General features: G+C 61.9%; 12 protein-coding genes. 6 read left to right on the top strand and 6 right to left on the bottom strand.

The features are described 5' to 3' along the window. Positions 1 to 28: 28 nt before the first annotated feature. Complete coding sequence (locus tag EA797_RS00725; RefSeq protein ID WP_244214046.1) at positions 29 to 1,678, bottom strand: L,D-transpeptidase family protein; 1,650 nt, start codon at positions 1,676 to 1,678, stop codon at positions 29 to 31. Between the two features lie 237 nt (positions 1,679 to 1,915). Between EA797_RS00725 and EA797_RS00730 the strand changes: the two genes are divergently transcribed. Then, positions 1,916 to 2,626: a murein L,D-transpeptidase catalytic domain family protein gene (locus tag EA797_RS00730; protein WP_122163281.1), complete on the top strand. Its 711-nt coding sequence runs from the start codon at positions 1,916 to 1,918 to the stop codon at positions 2,624 to 2,626. A gap of 130 nt (positions 2,627 to 2,756) precedes the next feature. On the opposite strand, the gene tfpB is transcribed toward EA797_RS00730, so the two are convergent. Together tfpB and EA797_RS00740 are read right to left on the bottom strand one after the other, a co-directional pair. Then, complete coding sequence (tfpB, locus tag EA797_RS00735; RefSeq protein ID WP_122163283.1) at positions 2,757 to 4,541, bottom strand: type IV pilus assembly ATPase TfpB; 1,785 nt, start codon at positions 4,539 to 4,541, stop codon at positions 2,757 to 2,759. 290 nt (positions 4,542 to 4,831) lie between these two features. After that, the gene (locus EA797_RS00740) at positions 4,832 to 6,196 is read right to left on the bottom strand and encodes a CYTH domain-containing protein (protein WP_122163285.1); all 1,365 of its coding nucleotides are present in this window, start codon (positions 6,194 to 6,196) and stop codon (positions 4,832 to 4,834) included. A gap of 108 nt (positions 6,197 to 6,304) precedes the next feature. Between EA797_RS00740 and EA797_RS00745 the strand changes: the two genes are divergently transcribed. The 4 genes from EA797_RS00745 to argA all read left to right on the top strand — a co-directional run bounded on the left by EA797_RS00745 (position 6,305) and on the right by argA (position 10,944). Further along, the gene (locus tag EA797_RS00745) at positions 6,305 to 6,982 is read left to right on the top strand and encodes a TIGR00153 family protein (protein WP_122163287.1); all 678 of its coding nucleotides are present in this window, start codon (positions 6,305 to 6,307) and stop codon (positions 6,980 to 6,982) included. 39 nt (positions 6,983 to 7,021) lie between these two features. Next, positions 7,022 to 8,287, top strand: coding sequence for an inorganic phosphate transporter (locus tag EA797_RS00750; RefSeq protein ID WP_122163289.1), 1,266 nt, complete (start codon positions 7,022 to 7,024; stop codon positions 8,285 to 8,287). Between the two features lie 100 nt (positions 8,288 to 8,387). Continuing rightward, the gene (gene argE, locus EA797_RS00755; RefSeq protein WP_122163291.1) at positions 8,388 to 9,542 is read left to right on the top strand and encodes an acetylornithine deacetylase; all 1,155 of its coding nucleotides are present in this window, start codon (positions 8,388 to 8,390) and stop codon (positions 9,540 to 9,542) included. A 100-nt stretch (positions 9,543 to 9,642) separates the two neighbouring features. Next, on the top strand, positions 9,643 to 10,944 hold the full coding sequence (gene argA, locus EA797_RS00760) for an amino-acid N-acetyltransferase (protein WP_122163293.1): 1,302 nt from the start codon (positions 9,643 to 9,645) through the stop codon (positions 10,942 to 10,944). Positions 10,945 to 11,245: 301 nt separating this feature from the next. On the opposite strand, the gene gshA is transcribed toward argA, so the two are convergent. The 3 genes from gshA to EA797_RS00775 form a co-directional block, all read right to left on the bottom strand. Then, on the bottom strand, positions 11,246 to 12,835 hold the full coding sequence (gene gshA / locus EA797_RS00765; RefSeq protein ID WP_122163295.1) for a glutamate--cysteine ligase: 1,590 nt from the start codon (positions 12,833 to 12,835) through the stop codon (positions 11,246 to 11,248). Between the two features lie 130 nt (positions 12,836 to 12,965). Beyond that, entirely contained in the window at positions 12,966 to 13,352 is a 387-nt protein-coding gene (locus EA797_RS00770; RefSeq protein ID WP_122163296.1) for a PaaI family thioesterase, read from the bottom strand. A gap of 1 nt (position 13,353) precedes the next feature. Beyond that, the gene (locus EA797_RS00775) at positions 13,354 to 15,675 is read right to left on the bottom strand and encodes a Tex family protein (RefSeq protein ID WP_122163297.1); all 2,322 of its coding nucleotides are present in this window, start codon (positions 15,673 to 15,675) and stop codon (positions 13,354 to 13,356) included. A gap of 229 nt (positions 15,676 to 15,904) precedes the next feature. On the opposite strand from EA797_RS00775, the gene ompR reads away from it, so the two are divergent. After that, the gene (gene ompR / locus EA797_RS00780) at positions 15,905 to 16,639 is read left to right on the top strand and encodes an osmolarity response regulator transcription factor OmpR (protein ID WP_122163298.1); all 735 of its coding nucleotides are present in this window, start codon (positions 15,905 to 15,907) and stop codon (positions 16,637 to 16,639) included. Positions 16,640 to 16,698: the final 59 nt, after the last annotated feature.

Consider the following 16,698-nt stretch of genomic DNA (forward strand, 5'->3'; position numbering starts at 1 on the left):
GGTCGCAACTCTTTCGATGGCGTTCGCTTTACTGCGGCTTGCTAAGCGGAAGGGCTGGTAGCTTAGGACCGCGATCAGCTGCTTGCAGAGCCGCCAGTAGCGACGGGTCGCGATGATAGACGTCCGGACGATAGCGCGGCTCGCCGGTATTGTCGGCTTCGGCTGTCCAATAAGCCAATAGGATCGGCGTTGGTTCAGCGGGGCGGAATTCGTATGTCTTACCTGCTTCGAGCAAGCGGGCCACTCGCTCGCGTTCTGCTTCGGTGAGCAGCAGATTTATCAATTGCATCACTGACTCGACCCGCACGCAGCCCGAGCTGAAGGCGCGCTGTGAGCGCGCGAAAAGCCCCTGGCTCGGGGTGTCGTGCAAATAGATCGAGTAGGGGTTGGCGAAGCGGATCACCACCCGGCCTAGGGGGTTGTCCGGCCCTGCGGCTTGGCGCAGGAGGATCCTGCCCGGGTTGTCCCAGTCGACGGCTGCGGGGTTGAGCACCGCACCCTGATAGTCCAGAACCTGCAGCTTGTGTTCTGCCAGGTAGTCCAGGTTTTCGCGGATCCGCGGCAGCTTGTCCTCACGCAGGATGGTGGGCGGCACTGTCCAGGTCGGATTGAGCGTAAGGCGGGTGACGCTCGACTTGATCGAAGGAGTCTGACGCGTATCCCTGCCTACCTGGCCGCGAGCTTCCCATTGCGGGCTGTTGTTACGAAAGAAAATCACCTTGCCGCCCGCGATATCCACGAGCAACGAGCGTGGCTCGATATCCGCAGCGAGCCAGCGGAAGCGTTCCAGATTCACCCGCAGCTGTTCCAGCCGGTCATGTGGTGTCGCGTTCAGCGCGGCGAGGGTGCAGCTGCCCAGGACGCCATCATCCTGCAATGAGTGGCGGCGCTGAAACGCCTTGAGGGCGGTTTCGAGTGAGGGGGTGTACTGGTTTTCGGCTGCGTCTGGCACGACGATTTCGTCCTGCAGATACCCGTCGGCGCTCAGACGTTCCCGCAGCGATGGCACGCGCGGGTCGGACATTCCGGGGCGCAACGTTTTGCCGGCGGGAATCTGCGGGTGCTCGGGCAAGGGCTCGCTGCGTAAGCGGGCGTAGGCTTTGCGCAGATTTTGGTATTGTTCCAGCGCCGGGCGCGCTTTGTTGAAAGCGTGTTCCAGCTGGCTCAAACCCTCGGAGGCGATCACCAGCAGACGTGCCTCGGCCTGCTTCTGTGAGCTCGAATCAGGGCTGCGCCAAACCGGTTCGATGCGCTCTTGCGGCAATCTGCCCTGCGCCAGATGGCCCAGCGCGGACAGATAGGCGTGGCTGACGAAGATATCGCTGCATTCCAGGTCTTTCGGGTGCGGCGTTGCGGTCTGCATCACCCGACGAATGGCATCGGGCTGGTAACGGGCAGGATCGAGGCCATCATCGACCAGCGTGTCGAGTTGAATGAGTAATTCGTCGACCTGCTCATATGATGTCCAAAGCCGCTCGAAATGGTGGCGCTGATACAGCGCTGATAGTCGGCCTAGAGCGGTTTCATCAACATCTTCCCAGACTTTGCCGCAGGCCTTCCGTAGGTCCTGCAGCACCTGTTCCATCGGGCTCGGCAGCGCAGGTTCTGACTCAGCCATCGCCAGCCAGGGACTGGAGAGCAGAACAAGGAGTACACAGAATGTATGTTTTTTGTACAACGCTTCACTCCTGGCAAACCAGCCGACTGCTAGACTCCGCCGCTCAAAGGGCCGCGACGTCTGGAAAACCAGGCTCTATCAGGCCATCGAATCATGATCGATCAGACGATGTGGGAGCCGTACAGGTCCCGTCTGATCCAACTTTCGCTACTTTAAATCATTGCGTAAGCCAGGTAGCGAACTGGGTCGCCAACCGACAGGGATGAGCGGTAATGGCGCCGTCGAGGTGTTTTGAGAATGATGAGTTCGCTTCGTAGTCTTTGTATTGCGGCGGGTATGCTGCTGTGTTCTCCGCTGATGGCAGCCAGCGCCGACTATCAGCCAGTTGTGGCGTCGCTTTCTCGTGTTGCCCCTACGCTGAACGTTCAGGTGCTCACCCATGCGGTGGCGGCGATGCAATGTGCGGTCAACAACGGCGCAACTCCCGCACAACGACTCGCGGTGATCGATTTCTCGTTGCCGTCTTCGGAACGTCGACTCTGGATCTTCGACCTTCAGCAGCGCCGATTGTTGCTCAAGGAGTTCGTTGCTCACGGGATGAACTCGGGGGAAAACCTAGCCACTCGTTTTTCCAACGTTCTGGGCAGCCATCAGTCGAGCATCGGTTTGTTCCGCACGGCCGAAAGCTACAGTGGCAAGCATGGCTACTCATTGCGCATGGACGGACTCGAGCCAGGCGTGAACGACTTGGCCCGTGAGCGGGCTATCGTCATCCATCCGGCCGACTACGTGAACCCGGACTGGATCGCGACCCAGGGCCGCATCGGCCGCAGCCAGGGCTGCCCTGCGGTTCGCCCGGAGGTGGCGCGCATGGTGGTCGATAGCCTCAAGGGCGGCCAGTTCATGTTTTCCTGGTACCCGGACCAGCAATGGCTGCAATCGTCGGCCTACCTGAATTGTGAGCCGAACCTGGTGGCCACCCTGGTCGCGGCCAAATCTGGCGGTTAGAAATCTTCGAGAGGCAGCTGGCAGGCCGAGGGCGATGGGCTCGCCCTCCGGTTAAGCAGGCAGAAAAATGCGTTTCGTCTTTTGCAGGCCTAAAGGTGGATGCTAAAAAGCGATCCACCCTGTGTCTCTGCTACTTCTGCTCGCTTTGAGGCGTTACCCGCAATACTTCTTCCAGCGTGGTCAGCCCTGCGGCGATCTTCTGCGCACCTGAAAGTCGCAGGCTGTGCATGCCGTCCTTGAAGGCTTGGCGGCGTAGCGCGATGAGATCGGTGTCGGCAGCAATAAGCGGTTTGATGGCGTCGTTGAGCAGCATGATCTCGTAGACGCCCGCGCGCCCGCGATAGCCGGTGTCGCGGCATTCGATACAGCCCACTGCCTGATGGGCGTTGCCCGGCAGCGGAGCATTCCAGGGTTTGGTCAGCGCCTGCCAGTCATCGGCATCGAGTTTTATCGGCGCCTTGCAGTGCGGGCACAGTGTGCGCACCAGGCGCTGGGCCATCACGCCGAGCAGAGTTGCGCGCAGCAGGTAGTGCGGAACGCCGAGCTCCAGCAAGCGAGTGATGGCGCTCGGCGCGTCGTTGGTGTGCAAGGTCGAAAGCACCAGGTGGCCGGTCAGCGCTGCCTGAATCGCCATTTCGGCGGTTTCCAGATCGCGAATCTCGCCAACCATGATGATGTCCGGGTCCTGGCGCATCAACGCACGCACACCGCTGGCAAAGCTCAGGTCGATATTGTGCTGGACCTGCATCTGGTTGAAGGCGCCCTCGATCATCTCGATGGGGTCCTCGATGGTGCAGACGTTCACTTCTGGGGTAGCCAGCTGTTTGAGCGTTGTGTAGAGCGTGGTGGTCTTGCCCGAACCCGTCGGGCCTGTAACCAGGATGATGCCGTTGGGCTGGCCCGTCATGGTCTGCCAGCGACGCAGGTCCTCGGCGGAGAAGCCCAGCTGATCGAAGCCCTTGAGCAGCACCTCGGGGTCGAAGATTCGCATCACCATCTTTTCGCCGAACGCCGTCGGCAGGGTCGAAAGCCGCAACTCCACTTCACCGCCATCGGGGGTCTTGGTCTTGACCCGGCCGTCCTGCGGTTTGCGCTTCTCGGCGACGTTCATTCGCCCCAGCGACTTGAGACGGCTAACCACGGCCATCGCCACCTGAGGTGGGAATTGATAGACGTTGTGCAGCACGCCGTCGATGCGGAACCGCACGGTTCCTTGCTCGCGCCGCGGTTCAATGTGGATGTCACTGGCGCGCTGGTCGAAGGCGTACTGGAACAGCCAGTCAACGATGTTCACCACGTGGGCGTCGTTGGCGTCTGGCTCCTGATCGCTCGCGCCGAGGTTGAGCAACTGCTCGAAGTTGCCGGTGCCACTGATCTTCTGATCATTGGCAGTGGCGCCGCTGACCGACTTGGCCAGCCGATAGAACTCCACGGTGAAACGCTGCAGGTCGACCGGGTTGGCTACCACACGCTTGATCGGTCGCTTGAGTACGTGAGTGAGGTTGGCTTCCCAGCTCTTCACGAAGGGCTGGCTGCTGGCGATGGTGACCGCGGAATTGTCCACCGCCACGGCAAGAATCTTGTGTCGCTGGGCGAACGCGTAGGACATCAGCGGCGTGACTGCGGCAACGTTGATCTTCAGTGGGTCGATGCGCAGGTAGGGTTGCCCGGCCTGCTCTGCGAGCCAGACGGTCAGGGTTTCGAGATCCAGCTTCTTGCCTGGCCGCGCCAGATCATCGAGCTGCTGCGCGCCCAGGAACTCAAGCGGGTGCTGCTGACTGTTTGCCGCGCTGCGGCGCTGCGTCAGGCACTGCTCGGCAGTTTCCTGCTGCAGCCGGCCCTGCGCGACAAGGTCGCGCAACAGGTCGTTGAGATCGAGAAAGCGGTCCTGGGCAGGCGAATTCAACACGGGTATGGGGCCTTTGGGACATGGCGGAGACGAAGGACAAGCTTGCCGCTAAATCCGCACGCTGTCTGCCTGAGCGGTTCAACTTTGTGGGACCGTCCGTAACTGTCGAATGAGACGGCACGCCTCGCCGTAACCGGCCCGTGATGCGCCAGCCCCTGTAGGGTGGGCTTCAGCCCACCTGCGAGTAGGGGCAGGCGTCGGCCTGGCATGACTGGACAGCTTCGGGTTTGCCGCAAACGGTAGGCTGAAGCGGAGCGCCGCCCTGCCCACGCTACGTTCCGCCAATGCGACCTGAGCTATTTGGTCAGCAGCTTCCACGGCTTGAGCGTCCAGACCGTGTGCGCCTGGTCCACCCGCGCCTGGAGCTGCTCGTCATCAAGAGGCTGGCCGGCGAGTTCGTAGAGCTTGGCCAGCTCGCCGTAGAGGCGATCCACTTCAGGGAGGTCCAGCGTAGCCCGAGCCAGGTGCAGCCAGACCAGCAGGCGCTCCATGCGCGGCCGCTGTTCGGCGAGGTCTTCGGGTTGTTGTTGATAACGCTGCAGCTGTAGCGCTTCGGCTTCCTCGCCTAGCTGGCGTGGCAACCAATTGCCCAGCTCGGCAGCGCCCTGACGGTTGCCACGGTTGTTGCGCTCGGCGGTCCAGCCCCGTTGCAGCAGCCATAGCGAAGCTTTCAAGGAGAACAGGCCCCAGCGGGGCTTGCCCAATTCAGTAGCGAAAGCATCGGGTGCGCTCTTACGGGTGCCTTCGTCGTCCTGGCCAGTTTCGATGCGCGGGCGCCAGGCCTGAATCAGTGCGTCCAACTGCTCACGTAGCTCGCGGCTGCTGGCACGCGGTGCTGCCTGTCCAAGGCTGCCGAGCAGGGCGCGCAGTTCCACCAACTGTTGCAGCCACTCTTCGAGCAATTTCCAGTGGCCGTTGAAGCGGTACTGCTCAGCCAGTCGCTGGCTGTTGCCGAGCAGCTGCCAAGCCAGCGCGGCGAAGGCATCATCCAGTGGCATCGTTGCATCGAGTTGGGGTGCTGGCAGGCTCAGCGAGTAGCTTTCAGCGTCATACAGGCGATAACCGCGCTCGGCCTTGCTGATGTCGCAGGGCATCAGCGCCAGGTCAGCGGCGAGCTCAGCGGCCAGCTCCAGCAGTGCCTCGGGCTCTCCATGGCGCAGCTCCAACTCAAGCTCGCAGATTTCTTCGCTCTGCTTGCCCACCACGACTTTGCCCATGTCCAGTGCCGCTTCGATGACGACTTTGGCTTTGCCGCGGCCCCAGGCGATTTCGGCTTTCTCGCGAACGAAATCAGTGGTGAAGATCGGCTTCAGGGTTTTCTTGTCCAGCTCGGCAAGACTGGCGGGCCAGCACTCATCGTCGAGCTTCTTGGTGTCCAGCTTGGCCTTGTCCAGATACCAGTCCCATTCGTTGCGCTCGGATAGGCCAGCGACGCTCTGGCCTCGGCTCTTGAGCGTCTGGATGAACTGGTCACCGTCGCGACGCAGGCGCAGCGCGACCTTGGCCTGAGCAAGCTCGCGCTCGGGCGTGTCGAAATACTGGTTGAAGAGTTCGTGCCGTTCCCAGCCGCTCTTGTTGCGCTTTTTCAGCAGCGGATGATCGCGTAGTGCCGTCAGGGTTTCGCGACTGGCGCGCAGCTTGATTTCGGTTTCTTTCTGCATGTGCCCGGAGGATGCCTATAGTAAATATATTTCAGCTTGATGACGTGCGGTAGCGGCCGCCTGGGGCCGTCCGTATACTTGCCGCCTTCTGAAGCCGGGGTGTTCCCTATGCCAATCAATCCTTTCGTCAGCCTGTTCGGACGCTCGCCCATCGGGCCGATGCAACAGCACATGGCCAAGTCCCACGAGTGTGCGGCCAATCTGGTTCCGCTGTTCCAGGCCATCACGACAGAAGACTGGGAACGGGTCGAGCAGATCCAGAAAGAGATGGCCCGACTGGAAAACGAGGCCGACAAACTCAAGAAGAGTGTCCGTCAACATCTGCCAAAAAGCCTGTTTCTGCCGGTGCCGCGTTCGGATCTGCTGGAGCTGTTGAGTGTACAGGACAAAATTGCCAACCGCGCCAAGGACATCGCGGGGTTGATGCTAGGTCGCTGCATGACCATTCCGCCTGCTTTGCAGCCTGAAATGCTCGCGTTCGTGCAGCGTAGCGTCGATGCCAGTTGCCAGGCACTCAAAGCGCTCAAGGAACTCGATTCGCTGCTGGAAACCGGCTTTGCCGGTCGGGAAGCGACTCTGGTGGAAAAGATGGTCGAAGAGCTCGAAGAAATCGAGCGTGAAACCGACCGTATGCAGATCACGGTGCGCCGTGCGCTGTTCAAGCTGGAAAAGGAATTGCCGCCAGTAGACGTGATGTTTCTCTACAAGATCATTGAATGGATCGGTGACGTAGCTGACCGTGCCGAGCGCGTCGGCAACCGTCTGGAACAACTGCTGGCGCGCTGAGGCGCCAGCATCCTTTCTAGGTTCAACAGGTAATTCCTTATGTCCTTTATCGCGGAATACGGCTTCGTACTCCTGGTGCTTGCCTGCGCATTCGGTTTCTTCATGGCCTGGGGTGTGGGCGCCAACGACGTGGCCAATGCCATGGGTACTTCGGTCGGTTCTCGGGCGCTGACCATCAAACAGGCCATCGTGGTGGCCATGATTTTCGAATTCTGCGGCGCCTATCTGGCCGGTGGAGAGGTCACCGAGACCATCAAGAACGGCATCGTCGACGCGGAGATCATCTCGCCGGACCTGATGGTTCTGGGCATGATGTCGGCGCTGCTGGCAGCCGGCACCTGGCTGATGATCGCCACCATGAAAGGTTGGCCGGTATCCACCACGCATTCGATCATCGGTGCGGTGATCGGCTTTGCCGCGGTGGGAGTATCCACCGATGCGGTTCACTGGGATGCCATCGGGCCCATCGTGGCGAGCTGGGTGGTGACACCGGTCCTCTCGGGCATCGTCGCGTTCGGGCTGTTCATGAGTGTGCAGAAGCTGATCATCAACACTGATGATCCCTTTCTGAACGCCAAGCGCTTCGTGCCGCTTTACATGTTCCTAACCGGATTCATGGTCGCGCTGATGACCGTCACCAAGGGCCTCAAGCATGTCGGACTGACCTTGAGCAGCAGCCAGGGCATCCTCCTGGCGTTCGCCATCGGCGTTCTGGTGATGCTGATCGGAATCGGGCTGCTGTCGCGGATCAAAATCGACGTCGAGGCTGATCGCACCTTTCACTACGCGAGCGTGGAAAAGGTCTTCGCTGTCCTGATGATTTTCACGGCCTGCTCCATGGCCTTCGCCCATGGCGCCAATGACGTAGCCAATGCGGTGGGCCCTTTGGCTGCCGTGGTCGGTGTCATCCAGTCTGAGGGCGCCGGTGCGATCGCTGCGAAGTCAGCGGTGCCGGGCTGGGTGTTGCTGCTGGGCGCTGTGGGTATCGTCATCGGCCTGGCGACTTACGGTTACAAGGTGATTGCAACCATCGGCAAGGAAATCACCGAGCTGACGCCGAGTCGCGGTTTCGCCGCCGAACTTGCGACCGCAACGACCGTGGTGGGCGCTTCGGCCATCGGCTTGCCGGTATCGACGACCCATACGCTGGTCGGGGCAGTTCTGGGTATCGGCATCGCCCGTGGTATCGGCGCCCTGAATCTGGGGGTGGTCGGGTCGATCTTCATGTCGTGGCTGATCACACTGCCCGCTGGCGCTCTGCTGTCGATCATTTTCTTCACCATTTTGCAGGCGATTTTCGTCTGACATCACCCGTTGCCGCAGTTTTTACCCAGGCGGTAAGGCTGCGGCGGCGCGTTTCATGTTTCACTGAGGGCCTTCTACCCCGTCTTTCAGGAGGTTGTCGGTGCCCATCCCCTCGCTCAAAGACCAGTTTGCCGCGCTGATTGCCGCGCCTTCGGTGAGTTGCACACAAGCACATTGGGATCAGACCAATCGGCCAGTGATCGAGCTGCTCGCCGGTTGGCTGGGTGATCTCGGTTTCGCCTGTGAGGTGCAGGAAATCACGCCTGGCAAGTTCAACCTTCTGGCCAGCTACGGCAGCGGTCCTGGCGGCCTGGTGCTTGCCGGGCACAGCGATACGGTGCCCTTCGATGCCGAGCTGTGGACGGCCGAGCCGCTGCAACTTCGCGAAGCCGACGACCGTTGGTACGGCCTGGGCGTGTGTGACATGAAGGGTTTTTTCGCGCTGATCATCGAAGCTGTGCTGCCGCTTCTCGACCAGCCGTTCCGCCAGCCGCTGTTGATCCTCGCCACTTGCGACGAGGAAAGCTCCATGTCGGGCGCCCGCGCACTGGCCGATGCCGGGCGGCCTTTGGGCCGTGCGGCGGTCATCGGCGAGCCCACAGGGCTTCGGCCGGTGCGTTTGCACAAGGGCATCATGATGGAGGGCATCGAGATTCACGGTCAGAGCGGCCACTCCTCCAACCCGGCCTACGGTCACAGTGCGCTGGAGGCGATGCATGATGTCATGGGCGAACTGATAACGCTGCGTCGTGAATGGCAGGGCATCTACAACAACCCGCTGTTCGACGTGCCGAAGCCGACCCTGAACCTCGGCTGCATCCATGGCGGTGATAACCCCAACCGGATCTGTGGCCAATGCTCGTTGGAATATGACCTGCGCCCGCTGCCCGGAATGGACCCGGCGCAGCTTCGCGAAGCAATAGCCGGACGCTTGCGGCCGGTTGCCGAAAAGCATCAGGTGAAGATTGATCTGGCGCCACTGTTTCCCAGCGTGCCGGCCTTCGACCAGGGCGCGGATAGCGAACTGGTAAAGCTCGCCGAGCGGCTTACCGGACACGTTGCCGAGGCGGTGGCCTTCGCCACCGAAGCGCCTTATCTTCAACAGCTTGGCTGCGAGACGCTGGTACTCGGTCCGGGTGATATCGCCTGCGCCCACCAGCCGGACGAATACCTGGACCTCGATCGAATCGAACCTACCGTGAGGCTGCTGCGCGGAATGATCGAACACTATTGCCTGCAACCGGGCCGAGGATAGGAGCAGGCTGGCGATCCGATCACATCGCGAACCTGCTCCCTGCATCCCTATCATCGACCCGGCTTCCGGTCTGAAAAGCTGTCACCTGAAGGCTTCTGCAATGCACAACTATGTCACCTGGCTGCGCGATTCATCCCCCTACATCAATTCTCATCGTGACCGCACCTTCGTGGTCATGCTGCCTGGCGACGGGCTGGAACACCCCAACTTCGCCAATATCGTCCACGACTTGGTGCTGCTGCACAGCCTAGGCGTGCGACTGGTGCTGGCGTTCGGCTCGCGCCCGCAGATTGAGGAGCGGCTGGCCGCGCGCGGTATCGAACCGCGTTTCTATCGTGACCTGCGCATCACCGATTCGGCGACGCTCGAGTGCGTGATCGATGCCGTCGGTCACATGCGCATCGCGCTGGAGGCGCGGCTGTCCATGGACATGGCGGCATCACCAATGCAGGGTGCCCGGCTGCGCGTGGCCAGCGGCAACTTCGTCACTGCCCGGCCAATCGGCGTGCTTGATGGCGTTGACTACCACCACACTGGCGAGGTGCGTCGTGTCGACCGAAAAGGCATTGGCCGGCTGCTGGATGAACGCACCATCGTGCTGCTTTCGCCGCTGGGTTACTCGCCCACTGGCGAGATCTTCAACATCGCCTGTGAAGACATCGCCACCCGCGCTGCAATCGACCTGCAGGCTGACAAGCTGGTGCTCTACGGCGCCGAGCGCGGCTTGCGCGACGAGGCCGGCAAACTGGTGCGCGAGCTGCGTCCGCCACAGGTGCCGGCCTACCTTGAACGCCTCGTCGGCACTTACCAGGCGGAACTGCTCGACGCCGCCGCGCAGGCCTGCAAGGGCGGCGTGCGGCGCAGCCATGTGATCAGCTATGCAGAGGATGGCTCGCTGCTCAACGAACTCTTCACTCGCGACGGCGGCGACGGCACCCTGGTGACCCAGGAGCAGTTCGAGCAGCTGCGCGAGGCGACCATTGAGGACGTCGGCGGCCTGATCGATCTGATCACTCCGTTGGAAGAGCAGGGGATTCTGGTACGCCGCTCGCGCGAAGTGCTGGAGCGGGAAGTGGAGCAATTCAGCATCGTCGAGCGCGACGGCCTGATCATCGCCTGCGCCGCGCTGTATCCCATCGCGGATTCCGATTCCGGTGAGCTGGCCTGTCTGGCGGTGAATCCGGAATACCGCCACGGTGGCCGTGGCGACGAGTTGCTCGAGCGTATCGAGGCGCGGGCACGCAAGCTGGGTTTGAAAACCCTGTTCGTGCTCACCACCCGTACGGCGCACTGGTTCCGAGAGCGTGGGTTCGAGCCCAGCGGCGTAGAACGACTGCCCGCCGCCCGGGCATCGCTGTACAACTTCCAGCGCAATTCGAAAATTTTCGAGAAGGCGCTTTAGCTGTCCTGGTGCGTGGGCTCGTTTTTGTGTTCCCCATGGCTGCAAGCGGCAGCTATGGCGAACGGTAGGGTGGGCTTCAGCCCACCAAGGGTGAGCGCAGGGGTGGACAGACGAGGCATAGGGCGATTGAGAGGCAAGCGGTGGGCTAAAGGCTACCTACGGTCTTCCCTTCATGCAGCGCAGCGAGAGACAACGAGCGGTTGATTCAGCCAGCGGGGCGGGGGCCGTGGAACGCGCCTGTGTCCGGATGCGGCCGCATGATGGCCGCCCATGCGCAGCCATCATAGGGTTGAGAGGTGAGCTAGACGGGGGTGAGGGTAGTCAGGCTGCGCTGATAGTCTTCGACGAAACTGTCGAAATCCAGCGTGTCTTCGGCTTCCATGGCGGCTTGCTGCGCCAGGGATTGCTGGGCGGTCTGATCGAACCAGGTCATATCCGCTGTGGGCAAAGGTTGGTCGCGGAAATGCTCGGCATGCAGATGCGTCTGGCGCAGCGCGAACTGGCTGAAACTTTCGCCGTTGCGACGAAGCGTTTCAAGCACCTGCGCAGACGGCGTCAGGCTGCTGTCGGCCACTTTCGCCTGTTGTGCCGCTAGCGCCTGAGCATGCGCCTCGCCGCCCTGACTGCGGTCGAGTAGCGCGGCGATAGTGCCTATTTCCGCGAGCAGCTGGCCTGCCCATTCCTGAAGACTGATGGCCTCACCACCGCGCCGTAATTCCAGACCAGGCTTGCGGCCCTCCTTGACCACCTTGAGGAAGTTTTCATTGCTGGCGCGGCATTCGCCGTCGACCAGGCAAGGACTGTCCTGCAAGGTACAGAACAGCAGGAAGGCATCGAGGAAGCGAGCTTCCTGAAGGTCGATACCCAGCGGCAGGAAGGGATTGATGTCCAGACAACGCACTTCGATGTACTGGATGCCGCGCGCGCGCAGGGCGTGCAGCGGTCGTTCTCCGGTTCCAGTGACGCGCTTGGGGCGGATGTTCGAGTAGTACTCGTTCTCGATCTGCAGCACGTTGGTGTTGAGTTGTTGCCAGTTGCCGTCGGCGTCCTTGGTGCCTAGCGCCGCATACTCGGGGTAAGGCGTGGACACCGCCTTGTGCAGGCTGGTGGTGTAACTCGCCAGATCGTCATAGCACGGGGTGAGCCCGGCCTGTGCGTTGCTCTGGTAGCCCAGATCGCTCATGCGCAGGCTGGTGGCGTAGGGCAGGTAAAGGGTGTCGTCGTCGAGCTGTTCGAGCTGGTGCGAACGGCCGCGCATGAAGCTCGCGTCCAGGGCGGGCGAGGCGCCGAACAGATACATCAACAGCCAGCTGTAGCGGCGGAAGTTGCGGATCAGCGCAATGTAGCGCGAGGACTGGAAGTCCTGTGCCGACCGCTGGTCGCCTTCGTCTGCCTGCAATGTGGCCCACAGTGCCTCGGGCAACGAGAAGTTGTAATGGATGCCGGCAATGCACTGCATCGTCTTGCCGTAGCGCAGGGCAAGTCCCTGGCGATAAACATACTTGAGTCGGCCGATGTTGGAGCTGCCGTATTCGGCGATCGGGATCTGCGGCTCTTCCGGCAGCTCACCAGGCATCGACGGGCTCCAGAGATATTCATCGCCCAGCTTGCTGTAGGTGTAACGGTGGATGGCGTCGAGCTCGGCCAGTGTCTTGGTGGGATCGGTTTCGGTGCCAGTGATGAACTCCAGCAGCGCTTCGGAATAATCGGTGGTGATCTTCGGATGAGTCAACGCCGAGCCCAGCGCCCGCGGGTGCGGCGTCATGGCCAGTCGACCATCGTTGTCGACACGCAGGCACTCGCGCTCGATCCCATGCAGGCATTGCGAGAGCAGCGACAGGTTGTGGTGCTCGGCCAGCAACGCCAGGCGGTGGGAGAGAAGATCGCTCAATTGGGAATTCCTTCACGCATCAATCGGCACAATATGGGGGTGGATCGAACGCTCTACAAGAGGCCGTCAGCGTTGGACCGCGCACCGCTGCGGAGCGTTTCCAGCGAGCCCCCACCTGCGGCCAGATGACTCACATGACCGAGAAGGTCGCCTGGGCTTTGGCGACCAGCTTTTCGCCCTGGTGGACTTCGGCTTCGAGCACCTGGGTGCGTCGACCGCCGTGCACCACCCAGGCGCGGCAGGTCAGCTCGCCTTCGGTGACCGGTCGAATGTAGTTGACCTTGCACTCGAGGGTCACGCTGTTGGGCTCGCCGCCGTTGAGGCTGTGGCTGGCCTGGCCCATTGCGGTATCGATCAGCGAAAACAGCGCGCCGCCGTGAAGCTTGCCGTGCAGGTTGCGCAAGCCGTCGTGCATCTCGAGACGCAGCAGCGCTTCGCCATTCTCGGCCTTGAGAATCTCAAGGCCCAGCAAGCGCCCGAAGGCGCTGCTGCTTCCCACTGATTCGGCTTCGCGCACCTTATTTCCTCAGGTTCTTGGCGTTGGCAAACAGCGCGGCCATGGCGTTGTTGGCGGGTGCCGGCTTGGTTTCGGGCTTGGCCGGAGTGCGCTCGCCGCGGCCCTGGCCGCTGCGGTTGTTGCCGCCACCGCGCATGCTCTCCGCCTTTTCGCCGGGTGTGTCGCTCATGCGCATGGACAGGCCAACGCGCTTGCGCGGTATGTCCACTTCCATGACCTTGACCTTGACGATGTCGCCTGCCTTGACCACCTCGTAGGGATCCTTGACGAATTTCTCCGACAGCGCCGAGATATGCACCAGGCCGTCCTGATGCACGCCGATATCGACGAAGGCACCGAAGTTGGTGACGTTGGTCACCACGCCTTCGAGCACCATGCCGGGGGTCAGGTCACTGAGTTTCTCCACGCCGTCCTGGAACTCGGCCGTCTTGAATTCGGGGCGTGGGTCGCGTCCGGGCTTTTCCAGCTCCTGCAGGATGTCGCTGACGGTGACCAGGCCGAAGCCCTCATCGGTGAATTGCTTGGGGTCCAGGCGCTTGAGAAAGGCGGAATCGCCGATCAGCGAGCGGATATCGCGGCCGGTGTCCTGGGCGATGCGCTTGACCAGCGGATAGGTCTCAGGGTGCACCGCCGAGGCGTCCAGCGGGTTATCGCCATTCATCACGCGAAGGAAGCCAGCGGCCTGCTCGAAGGTCTTGTCGCCCAGGCGCGGCACCTTCTTCAACTCGTTACGCGTCTTGAACGCGCCGTTGGCGTCGCGGTAGGTGACGATGTTCTGCGCCAGCGTGGTGTTCAAACCGGAAATGCGCGCCAGCAGTGCGACCGAGGCGGTATTGACGTCGACGCCAACGGCGTTCACGCAGTCCTCGACCACCGCATCCAGCGAGCGCGCCAGTTTCAGCTGGGAAACATCGTGCTGGTACTGGCCGACACCGATGGCCTTGGGCTCGATCTTCACCAGTTCGGCCAGTGGGTCCTGCAGGCGGCGGGCGATGGACACCGCGCCACGGATCGATACGTCCAGATCCGGGAATTCCTTGGCTGCCAGCTCCGAGGCCGAGTACACGGATGCGCCGGCTTCGGACACCATCACCTTGGTCAGCTTGAGCCCCGGCACCTGCTTGATCAGATCGGCGGCGAGCTTGTCTGTCTCGCGGCTGGCGGTGCCATTGCCGATGGCGATCAGGTCAACGGCATGTTTGGCGCAGAGCTTTGCCAGCACTGCCAGGGTGCCGTCCCAGTCGTTACGCGGTGCGTGCGGATATACCGTGGCGGTGTCCAGCAGTTTGCCGGTGGCATCGACCACCGCGACTTTGCAACCGGTACGCAGCCCCGGGTCCAGGCCCAGAGTGGCACGCGGGCCGGCCGGAGCGGCCAGCAGCAGGTCATGCATGTTACGCGCGAATACACCGATCGCATCGTCCTCGGCTTTTTCACGCAGCTCACCGAGCAGATCGGTCTCCAGATGGGTGTAGAGCTTGACTTTCCAGGTCCAGCGCACCACTTCGCTCAGCCACTTGTCCGCTGCACGACCGCGGTTGGAAATACCGAAGCGCTCGCCGATCATCACTTCGCCTGGGTGCATGGTGCCGGGCGCTTCGTCTCCCACTTTCAGGCTGACACTGAGCACGCCTTCGTTGCGCCCGCGGAAGATCGCCAGCGCACGGTGAGAAGGCGCATTCCTGAACGGTTCGTCGTGCTCGAAGTAATCGCTGAACTTGGCGCCTTCATTCTCCTTGCCCGGTACTACGCGCGCACTCAGGGTCGCGTTCTGGCTGAGGAAGTCGCGCAGCTTGGCCAGCAGGTTGGCGTCTTCGGCGAAGCGCTCCATGAGGATGTACTTGGCGCCCTCGAGCACCGCCTTGACGTCGGCGAAGCCCTTTTCGGCATCGACAAAACGCGCGGCCTCGCTTTCTGGGTTGAGCTCGGGATCGGCAAAGATCGCGTCAGCCAGCTCGCCAAGGCCGGCTTCCAGGGCGATCTGGCCCTTGGTGCGGCGCTTCTGCTTATAGGGCAGGTAGAGGTCTTCGAGACGGGTCTTGGTATCGGCGAGGTCGATCTCGCGCTTCAGCTCGGGTGTGAGCTTGCCCTGTTCCTCGATGCTGGAAAGGATCGAGGCGCGGCGGTCGTCCAGCTCGCGCATGTAGCGCAGACGCTCTTCGAGCAGACGCAGCTGGGTGTCATCAAGGCTACCAGTGACTTCCTTGCGGTAACGGGCGATGAAGGGAACGGTGGAGCCTTCGTCGAGCAGCGCCACTGTGGCGGCAACCTGTTGCGGGCGCACGCCCAATTCGGCGGCGATGCGGGAGTTGATGCTGTCCATGAACCTACCTGGGTCAGTCAAACCATGCAGGCCGTGCCTGCGCGAAAGGGCGCGATTATAAGGGCAGCAGAGCACTTGAGACCGCAAGCCGGACGAAAAACCCGAGCCTGTCGCACCGACTCATTCTTTCGGCCCTCGGCTTGGCACCGCAAAATCTGCTAACAATGGCTGTCAGTTGCCTTTACTTCACTGCGCGCATAATGCGCCGTCGATCATTCCGGGAGTTCTCATGAGCAGCACCGCACCTGCCAACGAAGGCGAAAAGATCCTGATTGTTGACGATGACGCCCGTTTGCGGCGCTTGCTCGAGCGGTTTCTCGATGAGCAGGGCTACCGCGTCCGGACTGTGGAAAGTGCCGAACAGATGGACCGCCTGCTGAGCCGCGAGCTGTTTCATCTGGTGGTGCTGGACCTGATGATGCCTGGCGAGGATGGCCTTTCCGCCTGTAACCGGCTGCGCACCGGCGGTAATCAGATACCGATCATCATGCTTACTGCCAAGGGTGACGAGGCTAGCCGCATCCACGGGCTGGAGCAGGGCGCCGATGATTATCTGGCCAAACCCTTCAACCCGCGCGAGTTGCTGGCGCGTATTCGTGCGGTCCTGCGCCGCCAGGCCCCGCAGGTGCCGGGTGCGCCGGGCAGCGAAGACGAGACCGTCAGCTTCGGTGACTACGAGCTGTTCCTCGGCACCCGGGAGCTGAAGAAGGGCGATCAGGTGCACATGCTCACCACGGGTGAGTTCGCCGTGCTCAAGGCGCTGGTGCAGCACGCACGCGAGCCGCTCACCCGAGACAAGCTGATGAATCTGGCCCGTGGGCGCGAGTGGGACGCGCTGGAGCGTTCCATTGACGTGCAGATTTCCCGCCTGCGCCGTCTGATCGAGCCGGACCCGTCCAAGCCCCGCTATATCCAGACCGTCTGGGGTGTTGGCTATGTGTTCGTACCGGACGGCAACAAGTAACCCGCCGCTGCTTCGTGGCGGACGGCTTGCCGTTCGCCCTTTTCACTAATCGGTCCGTG

Source organism: Stutzerimonas zhaodongensis, from assembly GCF_003696365.1.
Taxonomy (GTDB): Bacteria; Pseudomonadota; Gammaproteobacteria; order Pseudomonadales; family Pseudomonadaceae; genus Stutzerimonas; species Stutzerimonas zhaodongensis.

What these genes read in the sequence shown, in the direction of transcription:
- EA797_RS00730 (WP_122163281.1), top strand. Translation starts at nt 1,916, where the DNA reads ATGATGAGTTCGCTTCGTAGTCTTTGTATTGCGGCGGGTATGCTGCTG.
- EA797_RS00740 (WP_122163285.1), bottom strand. Translation starts at nt 6,196, where the DNA reads ATGCAGAAAGAAACCGAAATCAAGCTGCGCGCCAGTCGCGAAACCCTG.
- EA797_RS00745 (WP_122163287.1), top strand. Translation starts at nt 6,305, where the DNA reads ATGCCAATCAATCCTTTCGTCAGCCTGTTCGGACGCTCGCCCATCGGG.
- EA797_RS00750 (WP_122163289.1), top strand. Translation starts at nt 7,022, where the DNA reads ATGTCCTTTATCGCGGAATACGGCTTCGTACTCCTGGTGCTTGCCTGC.
- argA (WP_122163293.1), top strand. Translation starts at nt 9,643, where the DNA reads ATGCACAACTATGTCACCTGGCTGCGCGATTCATCCCCCTACATCAAT.
- EA797_RS00775 (WP_122163297.1), bottom strand. Translation starts at nt 15,675, where the DNA reads ATGGACAGCATCAACTCCCGCATCGCCGCCGAATTGGGCGTGCGCCCG.
- ompR (WP_122163298.1), top strand. Translation starts at nt 15,905, where the DNA reads ATGAGCAGCACCGCACCTGCCAACGAAGGCGAAAAGATCCTGATTGTT.